The sequence below is a fragment of the Staphylococcus sp. mip270_02 genome (assembly GCF_054031535.1).
Genome location: NZ_CM132934.1, coordinates 621,493 through 634,777, shown reverse-complemented (window position 1 = coordinate 634,777; position 13,285 = coordinate 621,493). Strand labels below are relative to the sequence as shown.

Here is a 13,285-nt window from a genome sequence, read left to right as displayed (position 1 = left end):
ATCTCCTATTTAGTTAATTTTTTATTTACTTCTAAAATCAATGCTGAAATATCATCAGTTAAATGTATCGTTCTCTCACGGATATCTTCTGGAATACGATAAGCTTTTTTATTCAAGGTCATGAATAATGCGTTTGGATTTTGTTTTGTCATACGTTGAAAAGGATGTTTCACAAATTGTGGCGTTGTGTAGCCTATGCCTATTTCTAGATACAGTACTTTATCTTCTTTATGTGCATTAAGGAATTGATTATAACGCAACAATTGTGCCTCAAAATCCGCATCTTCTACCATTCCAACTTGAGCTTTACGTTTATTTATTTCCATAGGTGCATCACATTTTGGACAATGCGGCACCAATGCTCTAGGTATCTTCATATTTTCTTGTTGCGCTACCATTTGACGTATCGCATTATCATCACGATATGTTTGCGCATGGCAATGTTGACTACATTGCCATAAAATATACTCTCCTTGAATATGAAAGACTTTCTCTAAATCATAATCTGCCACTGCAAAAGCATTATCAGCATTTGTAGTAATAATATGATAGTCTTTAGCTCCTAAAATTTGTTTTAATGCTACATAAGATGCCCCGACAGGTTGATCTAAATAATTTAATGCAACAAAACGACTTTCAAATGCCCAATACTCTTGCCAACTTTCAAAAGGATGTAGACTTGCTTGCAACATATCAAAAAAACCATATTTAGCTATAAAATCTGGAAAATGCTGCGTGAACCTTTCTCCAATATATGTAAACCCATCTGCCGCAGACATACCTGCACCAATACCTACTACGACAGCATTTGCTTCTTGCAATGCATCTGCTAATTGGTCAGCTTGTTGGTCATATACTGTCGTTAAGGCATTCCACGTTGACTCAGTCATTCTGTTTCAATCCTTCCTTGTACAACTTTGAATCTGTATCAGTAAACACATTGAATACCACTTTGATATCTGATTGATGAGTTCGTTTATAATTTAATACTGTATCTATAGCGATACGAGAAGCTTCTGCTTGAGGAAAACCAAAAACACCTGTAGAGATGCAACAAAAAGCAATACTCGTTAATTGATGAGCATCTGCTATTTCTAAACAGCTTTGATAACATCGTGCAAGTAAATCACTATTCATTCGTGACACTGGTGTCTTGCGTACTTGTGGCCCTACTGTATGAATTACATAATTTGCTGGTAAATTATAAGCATCTGTAATTTTTGCCTTACCCACACCTTCACGTTTCCCTTGTCTTTCTATTAGTTCTGCACATGCTAAACGTAACTGTACACCTGCTCTTGTATGAATGATATTATCTATACAATTATGATTTGGTTCAAAACAACCTACAAACTGACTATTAGCTGCATTAACAATTGCATCTAATTGTAATTGTGTAATGTCACCTTGCCATAAATAAATATCGTTGCCTAAATATGGTGTTAATGACGTTATATCAGTCACTTGCTGGTTATTATATTGAATTAATAATGCATCTTGTACATCAAGAAAATCTTTAGATATATCTTTTGCTGGTCTTACATTTATTAAACTTCTAAACATGTGCCAGCGTGCTTGTTCCGTACTAGGTAAGTCTAATATTTCATCACGGTTTGCCTCAACCCATAAATATTCAATCAAATACGCTAAGCGTTCTACCTGTTGCATATATTATGCCTCTGGAAGTGCGTTAAAGGCTGTTTCATCAACTTTTTCTAATTTTACTAACCAGTTTTCTTCTGGTTTTTCAGAATTTAAAAGTGTCGGTTCATCTTCTGCCTTTGTATTACGCGCCACAATTTTACCTGCTAATGGTGATTGGACGTCCAAAACTGTTTTTGAAGCTTCGATACTTACAATTTCATCGTCAACTTTCACATCATTTTCACCCATAAATGCAACATAACCAACAGTTCCAACATCATCTTGTAGTTCTGGTGTCATTCTATAAACATATTGTTCTCCAATTTTTTCTATCCATAAGTAATTCGCTAATTTTTTCATTTGTATCTTCCTTTCTTTGATTATAAATTCATTTGTGCAATCAATTCTATTGTGCGACTTCGATTTTCGATACCGGGTATTAAAGGAACAATCATAAGTTCGTCTGCATCAAACGTCTCTATTATTTGCTTTAGTTGGTTTTGAACAGTTGCTTTTGTTCCCACGACCATACGTGCACGATTTTGTTTAATTAGTTGCTTATCTCGTTCTGATTTTTGATAATTTTGAGCTGTTGTTATTGATGGCATCCGTTTAAATTCTGCAAATTGTTTTTTGCCTAAAAGCCAAACATCTAACGATTGCGCTAACGATTGTGCGTGCACTTCACTATCAGCAACTACGGTAAATACCGTGACCATAACTGTAGGAGCCATATTCAACTTAGTATCTTTAAAAGACTTTCTATAAGTTTGAACACTTGCTTTGGCATTTTGGATAGCCTGTGCATTGGGTAATAAGAACGTACCCAATGTATAACCCATGCCTACTTCACCTGCCATTTCCGCAGATGTAATACTTGTACTTAACAACCACATTTCAGGAACTGTCGTAATACTTGGTTGGGCCATAATACTGTCTAATCGCTGTTCGGTATTATTTTCAATTAAATAGTCTTTCACATCTGATATAGACTGCGCGTAGTCTAAAAAATAATCCTTCGTTTCATTAAGTGCTTTTTTCACGCTAGATGTCCCCGGATTGTTACCAATGCCTAAATCCACTCTCCCCGGGTAAAATGCTTCCAATAATCGAAAGTTTTCTGCCACTTTAAAAGGACTATAGTGTGGTAACATCACACCACCCGATCCCAAGCGTATATGTCGTGTCTTTGCTAATAATTGCATCATCAACAACTCTGGACTTGCACAGGCAAACGCCGGTACATTATGGTGCTCGGTGACCCAAAAACGTTTGTAAGCTAATTCATCTGCTAATTGCGCTAACTTCACAGTATCTTGCAAAGCATCTTGTGCCGTTTGACCTTCGTCAATGACAGCGTAATCTAATATATTCAACTGCACCACGTTTACATTCACTCCCGTTATACCACATATATGCGTTTGCATCTCTATTTCTATTACATATGGCAATGTAATATTATTTTATATTCAGTCAAAGTATCACATTCAATACATATTACTCTCACTTTATAGAATAACGGATATAGAAAATTTTTGTTATATTTTGCTTATAAAATGCTGAAATTTCTCGTTTAATTGACCATCTTGTCATATTAGTGTTAATTTTAAATTACATATTACAACAAAGAATGAGGTCAAAGCTATGATAAATAATTTTGATTCACTTTTCAAAACACTTATATTGCCTAACGGTATTAAATTAAATAATCGTTTTGTACTTTCACCTATGACGACCAATTCCTCTACACAAAATGGGCATATTACCGAAGAAGACTTGCGTTATGCTCAAAGACGTTCTCATGCAGCACCTCTTCAAGTAACTGGTGCAGCTTATATAGAACCATATGGTCAACTATTTGAATACGGCTTTAGTATTACAGATGACAGCTGTATACCAGGTTTAAAAAAATTAGCTACTGCCATGAAACAAGATGGCAATAAAGCTGTTTTGCAACTTACACATGCGGGTAGGTTTTCAAACCAAGCTATTTTAAATTTTAGCCAAGTATATGGCCCTAGCCCTATGTTATTACATTCACCTATCGAACATGAAGTCTTAGCAATGTCACAAACAAAGATTGACACTATAATCGAACAATACGCAGATGCAACTTCACGTGCCATTCAAGCTGGATTTGATGGCGTTGAAATCTCTGCAGCACAACGTCTACTCATTCAAACATTTTTCTCTACATTCTCTAATCAACGTACGGATCAATATGGCCCACAAAACCTTAAAAATCGAGCGCGCATTGGCTTAGAGATATTAAATGCTGTGCAATCTGTTATTGATAAGGAAGCGCCCCCTAACTTTATACTAGGTTATCGTGCCACACCAGAAGAAACACGTGGGAATGATGTTGGTTATACAATTGATGAATTCAACCAACATCTAGACTGGGTTTTAGAGGTAGCAGATATACAATATTTAGCGATTGCTAGTTGGGGGCGTCAAATTTACCAAAACAAGGTTCGCTCAGATGGTATCTATAAGGGGCAATTTGTAAATGCTGTTGTTCATGACTATTTAAGAGGCAGAGTGCCTATGATTGCAAGTGGTGGAATTAATTCTCCTGAAAGTGCGTTGGACGCCTTGAAACACGCTGATATGATTGGTATGTCTTCACCTTTTGTAACAGAGCCGGATTTCGTAACGAAATTAGCAAATGGCACTCCAGAAAAAATCAATTTACATGTCACGTTAGAAGATATAGATGAATTAGCTATCCCATACGCAGCATTTAAAGATATCGTTAAGATGATGGATTATGGTGAGGGCTTAAATAAAGAAACACGAGATGAACTCCGTAAGCTTGAAAAAAATTATGAACAAGTAGAATATACTACAGTTGAAAAAAGAGCGGAAACATAAGACCATTTAATCTTATGTTTCCACTTCTTTTAAGTTAAGATACTGGAGCATCTGCCTTTATATTTTATAAATGTAAGGATGTTCTTTTAAAAAGTAGTATTTCAATAATACATCAATTTTTAAAGAATTCTCCTAATTTTTTAGCTGCATCCTCTGAAAACATTAATTCCAAATTGTCTTGAGAAGCTTGAGCACTTGTTGATGAAATCTGATACATTTCTTGTTCATACGCGTTAAGTGCCACATCAATTTTTTCATAGTCTTCCAATGCTCTAGCAAGTATAAATGCATCATACAAAGCCATATTAACACCTTCACCAGCAAAGGGGCTCATCAAATGCGCCGCATCTCCTATTAATGTAATAGCTTGTTTATGTTGCCATTTAAAACCAATTGGCAATTTATATATTCTTCTAAAAAGTACATCGTCACTCATATTCATAATATATTTCTGTAGCTGAATATCCCAACCACTAAAATCTAATAATAATTGTTCTTTTAACTCTGACAACGTCATAAATTTATAAGTATCTAGTTTATCCATATCCATTCTATAAGAAACATATGCTTTAATTCGACCATCACCATTCAATTGAGCTAATAGTGCTTGGTCCCCACCTAACGCCATCATCTTTCCATTCTTATTATACTTATATAATGCTGGGTGTTGATTTTTAACATCATCAATATTAATTTCTATCATTGAAATACCACTATATTCAATCTTCACATCAGATAGATGTGTACGCAATTTTGAAAATGAACCATCGGCTCCAACAACTAAATCAAAATGTTCTGACTCACCATTTGTAAAAATAATCTCAATATCTTGAGTACTATGTTGAACAAGTGACTCAAATTCATAACCATATTTTAAATGGTGTGAATCAATTTGTTTCATAATTATGTCACACAATTCACCTCTATCTATTTCAGGACGTTCTCCATCACCTTCTGCATCTTCTTCGTAGTAGATGGTTCCGTCTGCACCTATTACACGTGTATCCTCTCCTTCAAATCGAGCACACGACATAAATTCATTATATATTCCAGCTTTTTTAATAGGTAATTGACCAGTATCAGAGTGGATATCCAAAGAGCCTCCGCGTTGATGATTGTCATGCGGATTTCCTTTTTCAAATATTGTATAGTTATAACCTAGTCTTTGTATTAGTAATCCAAGCATCAATCCTCCTGGACCACCACCAATAATTGCTATATTTTTTAAATTTTTCACAGCCATAGTTTACCTTCTCTTTATTTAAATAAGTTATTCAAATCATTCATTGTTTTTTCAATAAAATTATCAAATTCTTGTTTTTTTCCTTTATCGTTTAATGCTTCTTTATTTTTATTTATCAGTTCTTTAAATAAAATTTGTAATTGTACACGCGCTTCTTTCATAGATTCAAAGTCCATATTTTTTACTTGATCGAAATGTTGTAGCACTTCATCATTTATATTCTCTTTCAAGAATGCAATACCTTCATCTGTAATTGTATATATCTTCTTCTTACCTTCTTTAGAAATAGAAACAAACTCTCTATCTTCAAGCATTTGTAAAATTGGATACACCGACCCCGGGCTAGGGGAATAAAAACCTTTAAATTGTTCTTCTAAATCTTTAATAATTTGATAACCATGTTTTGATTCCTCTTTGAGCATTTTTAGTATGACAAACTGTAAATCTCCTTTTTTAAAGAATCTTTCTCTGCCACGAAAGTCACCAAAATCTCCTATCCCTCTTCCAAACCCAAAGTCTTCTCTGTCTTGCATTATATTTCCAAATTGTGCATGTCCTTTGTGAAATTGTCTTCTGAACATAGATCTCACCTTCCCTTATTTCGATATATCGAAACTATAAACGATATATCGAAATAAGTCAACGATATATCGCTATTTTATAATAAGTTTTCAAACAGTCTTTCTTAATAAAAATAATAATTTAAATTTTACTAATTATTATTAAAAAAGAGCGGAAACATAAGATCATTTAATCTTATGTTTCCGCTTCTTTTAAGTTGAGATACTAGCTATAAATCTAGCATACATATATAAATTCCAAACTGTTTTTCCTTATTAACCGTTCTGATTAGCAAATGCTTGACCTATCGCATTTAACTTACGAGGCGCATCATGCACATCCATTTTCACTTCTACAAAATGCATTTTGTCAGGTTGGGCTTCGACTTGAAGCAATACCTTTTGGAATTCTTCACTCGTGTTGACATCATATGTGCACACTTCTTCTTTACCACCAAAGACAGTTGGTAATGATTTATAATTCCACATTTTAATATCGTTATACATTGCATTTTCGCCGTGAATTTTACGTTCCACTGTATATCCGTCATTATTGATAACAAATATAACTGGTTTAATTTCTTCTCTTATCATCGTAGATATAGCTTGCACAGTTAATTGTAACGAACCGTCACCAATTAATAATAAGTTTCTACGATTAGGGTCAGCCAATTGTGCACCTAAAGTCGCAGGTAAAGTATAACCAATAGATCCCCATAATGGTTGCCCTATAAATTTATTATGTTGATTTAATGCTAAATCATACGCTCCAAAGAATGAAGTTCCTTGTTCAGCTATAATTACATCTTCTTCTTTAATAAAATCTTGCATCATTTTGAAGTAAGTCTCTTGTGTTAAAGGGTCATCATTCAAATCATAATCATGCGCACTTGGACGCTGATATTTCGGAAAATCCGTATGATTTACATAATTAAGTTTATCTAATCCAGCTAGCAAATCTACTAACGATACATCCGTATCTTTCGTTTCATTCATTTTAAAATTATGATGATTGATCATTACTACATCATCAATATCAAATTGATATGAATAACCGGCTGTGGCTGAATCTGTCAATTTTGCACCAATATTTAAAATTGCATCACTTTGGTCTACATAGTCTCTAATGGCTTTATCTGCTAATGCACCATCATAAATCCCCATATAATATGGACTTTGCTCATTAAATGCGCCTTTACCTAATGATAATTGTGCAACTGGGATATGTGTCTGTGTTACGAATTTTTCTAAATCTTCATGTAACCCAAAACTGTTAATTTCGTGACCAGCGATGATAACCGGTTGCTCTGCACTTTGTAATTTTTCCATTATCATTTGCATATATTTAGAAACATCCATGTGTTGATGTTCTGCTAGTTCAAAAGGTGATGTCACTTCTATTTCAGTATTTGCTACATCAATTGGTAAGTGAATATGGACCGGTCTCTTTTCAAATAGTGCAGCGTTTATCACTCTTGGAATTTCTGATTGGGCATTTTCAGGTGTGATATAAGCTTGTGTTGTTGTAATTGAAGCATACATATTTCTATAGTCATCAAAACGTCCCTCACCTAAAGAATGATGTACATATTTACCAGCCTGTTCAACGGCACGTGTCGGTGCGCCAGTAATTTGTATAACTGGTACACGTTCTGCATATGATCCTGCAATACCGTTTACGGCACTTAGCTCTCCTACACCAAATGTCGTTACCATAGCAGCAATGCCCTTCAGCCTTGCATAACCATCTGCAGCATAACTTGCATTTAGTTCATTTGTATTGCCAACCCATTCTAAGTCATCACGACTAATAATGTCATCTAGAAAAGTAAGGTTGAAATCTCCTGGTACACCAAACACTTTATCTACACCAACATTGCTCAAACAGTCCATTAGATATTGTCCTACGCGTTTTTTCATTTTCATTTCCCCTTTTTCTCTATATCTAATACACTTCAAATTTAACTTATAACACAATAAAGGTCAACAATATTGACTTTTAATATTATATGAATCTTTCTGAAATCGCTCATTTACATATCAACACGATTAAATGTTAACGACTTATTGACGCACATAAAAGAGATTATAGAGACCTATGATTACAATTAAATTTCGCCATCCCCTAAAAATTGTATAATTTAAAACACAGCTAATTGAAATATTAATTGTGTTTTTTCTAAATTATAATTAAAAATTCCGAGACATCTAATAATGTCCCGGAATACTATTTATATAGTGCAATTTAGTTTTTTCAGACTCATGAAGCATTGTATGAATACAATGCTTCATTTTAAAAAGCGTTGGGCCTAATAACGTTAACTGGATATTGCACTAACTTTTTAATCTTTCACTTCATCTTTCAAATATTTTACCTCTTGAAATCCTGTGCGATACGAAGCAAATTCTTCCATAATTGCATACCAATCATTTCCGACTTTTTTTTGAATATCTCTAAATAAATCATTCTGGGCTTTGTTTAATTCACGAACTAATTTGGTACCTTTTTCAGTAGGATAAAGGGCTTTAACTCTTTTATCAGCTTCAGTCTGTTTTTCAATAATAAATGCTTCATCTTTAAGTTTTTTCAAAGTTGCGTGACTACCTTGCTTAGAAATTTCCATGCCTTTTAAGAGATCTTTGATTGTAATACCTGGGACTTTCTCTATAAAAAATAGAAATCTGTGATGTTGTCTATTCAAACCATAATCTTCAATTATTTCATCTGCGGTATTTATAAATGTTTTATACGCAAAGTAAAATAACAAATTCTCATAATCATTATTATTTCCTTCCATTTATACTCACATTCCTTATCTATATTAATCGCTTTTGTTATAATCGCTTTACCTTTTTTCTAGGAAATATATATAATATAATCATAGCACTTTTATGATTATAACAGACTTACTACTGGATTAATTCATTATAAAACATTTAGGCTTATACCACAGTTGACTCTGAGCAGCTAAATAAAACGATAATAACGATATATCAATAAAACCTCAATCCTTTCTATTATATATTATTTTTGTATTCAACTCATAATTAAAAAAGGACTATTGCCCCAAAATTGGTAGCAATAGTCCTTTTGCTAATTAAACAAAAACTAATTCTGTTTTTAATTATTTCTTATTTTCTGAATCAATTTTATTAGAGAATTTTTCAAGTTGTTTCTCGGCAAATGACTTACCACCAATACCAAACGCAATTGCAAATGCTACAGCTACAGCACCTAAAATTAATAAGAATGCTACGTTAACAATACTTTGCGCAAAGTTTAGCTGATCTAAAGTCATGAATACGGAAACAATGATGACTAAGTATTTTACAATTTCAGCCAACATACCATTTCCAGTTGATTTGTTGATTAATTTTGCAACTAAGTTACCACCGATTAATCCTAGTGCTAAAATGATCGCAGCAGAAATGACAAGCGGTAAGTAACCTATAATCGCTTCACCAATTTGATTTAATACAGATAAATTCACTGTGCTAAGTGCCTGAACCGTAAAGAATAAACCAATTAGCGTAGTGATTACCCATCCAGCTGCTACTGGAATATCTATGCTATCTTTATTTTTTCCAAAATTAACATATTGATTAAACTTGCTTACATTTAAACTTGATAATATGTTTTTTACTAATGTACCTAAAACTTTTGCAATGAATAAGCCAATTACTAATATAACTACTGCAACAATAATTTTAGGTGCAAAGTTAAGTATGCTACTCATCATACCTTTAATAGGTTTAGATACTGATTGCATGTTTAATGAATCAAAAACTGATGGTAAGAATAGTAAAAATACTAAGAAGTAGGCTAACTTACCAAAGGTTTGTATTAAACCTGCTGACTCAGACTTTCCGCTTTCTGCATCTACTAAACCTTTTTCTTGTAACCAGGATTCAAAACCTAATGCACCTAGCCCTTTGACTATGATATTCTTAACAATTACTGCAATAATCCAAGCAATAATTAAGAATATTAATGCACCTATAATATTTGGGATGAAACTTATAACACTATCAAGCGCTCCCATTAAAGAATCTAAAATTTTACTCATGTAAATTGCCCCCTTTTTTGGACAAATACCCTAGAAAAATAAAGATAATCATATTTATATATTTTTTTAAAAACATCTTTGTAAATTAAGATAATTATACACGCTATTTATTTGTAAAACACTAAATGAACAGATTACCAAATAATTAAATACAAATGAAGTGAACATCTATTAAATTAACCTTCTAATTATTTTTTATTTTATAATTATTAATCCTCTATAATGTCTAGACCTTCACTTCTCAATTGTTCAATTCCTGCTAGCATCTGATTGATTTCTTCTTCAGTATGACTTTCCCACGAACCTAATTCTGCAACAATTTTCAATGGCTCAGTAGAACGATATGAGCGCGTTGGATTGCCAGGAAATTTCTTGTCTGTAACATTGGGATCATCTTCAAACTTTCCTAGTGGCTCTATGATATAAATGTGTGCATCTGCTTCTTCATTAGCTAAAGCTACAGCCAATTCAGCCCCCCATTTTGCTGCTTCTAATGTTCCTGTAAAATAAATATGATTCATTATGCGGTCTTGATAATTAGATTTTTGCAAAGGCTTCAATAAATCACCTATCTGCAACTGAGCTTTTGTACCATGTAAATATAAATCTTGTTCAAATGCTTGCTTTTGATTTCCCATTAAATAATCCCCCACATTTCGCTAAAGTGTCTTACTATTATATGTGTCAATTAATAAAAGAAATAGTCTATAATATTTATTTTTCATATAGTATAATAAAAGCAAAGAGAATATTTAATTGTAATTATTAAACATTCTTCCAACAATATCATACATAATTTTATATAAAATGAGGATACAAAATCAGATTATCGTTTTGTATCCTCATACTATTATATGTAGATGAATTAGCTATTTAAATGAACTAATTCATCAGCTTTATCTGTGAAGACCCCGTCCACTCCCCAATTAGCCAATTGGTTTGCTCTCATTTTATTATTTACTGTCCATACATTTAATTCATAGCCAGCATCTTTTATTGCGCGAACACGATTTTTTGTAAGCTTTGCATCTTCAATATTAACAATTGTTGATCTACAAAAATCTAAAAGTGTCCTCCAGTCTCCTTGAAATGCAGCTGCTTTGAAGATAACTGCTCGTTTGTATGCTGGCATATGTACTTCTGCTAATTTTACTAAATAAATATTAAAACTAGATATCAATACATTTATGCTTTTATCTAAGTCTTTTAATTTTTCAGCTACTTGCTGAACCAAGCTTAAAGATAAATCACTACCGTTACTTCCAGTAACACCCTTTAACTCAATGTTTAAATTCATTTGATATTTATTAGCAAATGCTATTATTTCATCAAAAGTTGGTAATTTTTCATTCTTAAATTTTGGTCCAAACCAATCCCCTGCAGAAGCATGCTTGATTTCTTCATATTCTAATTGTGTAATTTCACCAACCATATCTGTGGTTCTATCTAAAAAGTCATCGTGAATAATAACGAGTTGTTCATCCTTTGTAATTGCAACATCTAGTTCCACCCATTTTAATCCAGTCACTTTTGCTGCCGCTTCAAATGCTGCTATAGTATTTTCAGGCGCTTTACTTGATAAACCTCTATGTCCATATATAGTAAACATCTCATCTTCCTTTTCAAATAGATTTTAGTGTAATTATGATATGTCATTTAAGATATTACAAATAATCTAAACCCTTTATTAGAGTTATTCACTAGGTCTATAAAAATATGACTTAACAAAAAATCGCCTTTGACACCTTTTTAAAGGCATTCAAAGACGACTAATTAATTATTTATTATGCTTTTGAATTTACGTATGATGTAGGATCAACTGAATATTGATTACCTACACCACCTTGCATACGTTGGAAGTGCAAGTGAGGAGCAGTAGAGTTACCCGTACTACCTGACGCACCAATTTGTTGTCCTTCATTAACTTGTTGTCCTTTTTGAACATTTAAAGAATTCATATGCATATACCATTGATAGTTATCACTATTTTTTTCTTGGATAGTAACTTGGTTACCACCACCATAATTACTCCAACCACTTTGAATTACTGTCCCATCAGTTAATGAATAAACTGGTGTATTTTCAGGCATAGCATAATCGACACCATAGTGGGCACCGCCACCATGATATTGACCGTATGGTTGTAATTGACGGTTTTTAGTTAACCAATTTGATGAATTCGAATTCGTTGTTGAATTTGAATCCGATGTATTATTTGAAGTACTTTGACTTGTTGAACTTTGTGTAGATGCATTAGTTGTGTCATTTGATGTCGCATTCTGTTGTACATTTTGTTCACCATTACCGTCATTACGTGTATAACCACTATTGTAATCTACGTTTGATGTTGCTAGTGATTTTTCTTGGTATTTTCTTTGTGAGGTTGCTTTTTCTGATGAAGTTTGAGCAGAAACTTCGTCAGAACTATTTATATTTGGCGTATTAGTTTGGTTTACATCATAACCCTCGTTTTGAACTTCTTCATGGCTTTGATTAGCCGAATAATTGTTATCATTATTTACTGTTGCATTTGTATCTCCACTTTGATCACTCATAGGGAAATAAAAGTAATGATAATTTCCTTCACCATCAATTAAATAGAAATAATATTGTTGTTGATCAAACATAGATTGGTCCCAATTACCATCTAGCGTGTGATGATAATTACCACTAGCATCTTGATCAATATAACCATAGTTAAAAATACTATTAGAAGACTGGTTACTCGAATATTGTGAATTAGATTGATCATTTTCTGATGCTTGTGCCTCTCCTTGTGCTATGCCAATTGCTCCCAATGACAATGTAGCAATCGTTGCTGTAACAAACTTTTTCATAATTAATAAATCCTCCCAAATTTTTTCTTAAGCTAATATATCAGATAGAGTGATTTAATA

13 protein-coding genes are annotated in these 13,285 nt (G+C 33.0%); 1 reads left to right on the top strand and 12 read right to left on the bottom strand.

Annotated elements, in window-relative coordinates:
- Nucleotides 1–5: 5 nt before the first annotated feature.
- The 4 genes from ACW5YJ_RS02750 to ACW5YJ_RS02735 are packed head-to-tail and all read right to left on the bottom strand — an operon-like array spanning nt 6 to nt 3,029.
- Nucleotides 6–890 carry an SIR2 family NAD-dependent protein deacylase gene (locus ACW5YJ_RS02750; RefSeq protein WP_457338455.1) on the bottom strand — a complete coding sequence of 295 codons (885 nt, stop codon included), beginning with the start codon at nt 888–890 and terminating at the stop codon, nt 6–8.
- Complete coding sequence (locus ACW5YJ_RS02745; protein ID WP_457338454.1) at nt 883–1,668, bottom strand: protein-ADP-ribose hydrolase; 786 nt, start codon at nt 1,666–1,668, stop codon at nt 883–885. The genes ACW5YJ_RS02750 and ACW5YJ_RS02745 overlap by 8 nt, the downstream gene beginning before the upstream one ends.
- 3 nt (nt 1,669–1,671) lie before the next feature.
- The gene (locus ACW5YJ_RS02740; RefSeq protein ID WP_457338453.1) at nt 1,672–2,004 is read right to left on the bottom strand and encodes a glycine cleavage system H family protein; all 333 of its coding nucleotides are present in this window, start codon (nt 2,002–2,004) and stop codon (nt 1,672–1,674) included.
- Between the two features lie 20 nt (nt 2,005–2,024).
- Nucleotides 2,025–3,029 (bottom strand): LLM class flavin-dependent oxidoreductase, encoded by a 1,005-nt coding sequence (locus tag ACW5YJ_RS02735; RefSeq protein ID WP_017723918.1) that lies wholly within the window; start codon nt 3,027–3,029, stop codon nt 2,025–2,027.
- Between the two features lie 259 nt (nt 3,030–3,288).
- On the opposite strand from ACW5YJ_RS02735, the gene ACW5YJ_RS02730 reads away from it, so the two are divergent.
- The gene (locus ACW5YJ_RS02730; protein ID WP_457338452.1) at nt 3,289–4,518 is read left to right on the top strand and encodes an NADH-dependent flavin oxidoreductase; all 1,230 of its coding nucleotides are present in this window, start codon (nt 3,289–3,291) and stop codon (nt 4,516–4,518) included.
- A 112-nt stretch (nt 4,519–4,630) separates the two neighbouring features.
- Here the strand turns inward: ACW5YJ_RS02730 and ACW5YJ_RS02725 are convergent, their stop codons facing one another.
- The 8 genes from ACW5YJ_RS02725 to ACW5YJ_RS02690 form a co-directional block, all read right to left on the bottom strand.
- A complete protein-coding gene (locus tag ACW5YJ_RS02725) occupies nt 4,631–5,761 on the bottom strand; it encodes an FAD-dependent oxidoreductase (protein WP_017723920.1) in 1,131 nt (376 codons plus the stop codon).
- 14 nt (nt 5,762–5,775) lie between these two features.
- On the bottom strand, nt 5,776–6,342 hold the full coding sequence (locus ACW5YJ_RS02720) for a PadR family transcriptional regulator (protein WP_017723921.1): 567 nt from the start codon (nt 6,340–6,342) through the stop codon (nt 5,776–5,778).
- Between the two features lie 255 nt (nt 6,343–6,597).
- The gene (locus ACW5YJ_RS02715) at nt 6,598–8,241 is read right to left on the bottom strand and encodes an alpha-keto acid decarboxylase family protein (protein WP_457338451.1); all 1,644 of its coding nucleotides are present in this window, start codon (nt 8,239–8,241) and stop codon (nt 6,598–6,600) included.
- Between the two features lie 422 nt (nt 8,242–8,663).
- On the bottom strand, nt 8,664–9,119 hold the full coding sequence (locus ACW5YJ_RS02710) for a MarR family winged helix-turn-helix transcriptional regulator (RefSeq protein ID WP_017723923.1): 456 nt from the start codon (nt 9,117–9,119) through the stop codon (nt 8,664–8,666).
- A 327-nt stretch (nt 9,120–9,446) separates the two neighbouring features.
- Entirely contained in the window at nt 9,447–10,388 is a 942-nt protein-coding gene (locus tag ACW5YJ_RS02705) for a mechanosensitive ion channel (RefSeq protein ID WP_107551562.1), read from the bottom strand.
- A gap of 209 nt (nt 10,389–10,597) precedes the next feature.
- Nucleotides 10,598–11,026, bottom strand: coding sequence for an NAD(+)--rifampin ADP-ribosyltransferase (gene arr, locus ACW5YJ_RS02700; RefSeq protein WP_107551563.1), 429 nt, complete (start codon nt 11,024–11,026; stop codon nt 10,598–10,600).
- 227 nt (nt 11,027–11,253) lie between these two features.
- Nucleotides 11,254–11,997 (bottom strand): glycerophosphodiester phosphodiesterase family protein, encoded by a 744-nt coding sequence (locus ACW5YJ_RS02695; RefSeq protein ID WP_017723926.1) that lies wholly within the window; start codon nt 11,995–11,997, stop codon nt 11,254–11,256.
- A 175-nt stretch (nt 11,998–12,172) separates the two neighbouring features.
- On the bottom strand, nt 12,173–13,225 hold the full coding sequence (locus ACW5YJ_RS02690) for a M23 family metallopeptidase (RefSeq protein WP_457338450.1): 1,053 nt from the start codon (nt 13,223–13,225) through the stop codon (nt 12,173–12,175).
- Nucleotides 13,226–13,285 lie beyond the last annotated feature (60 nt).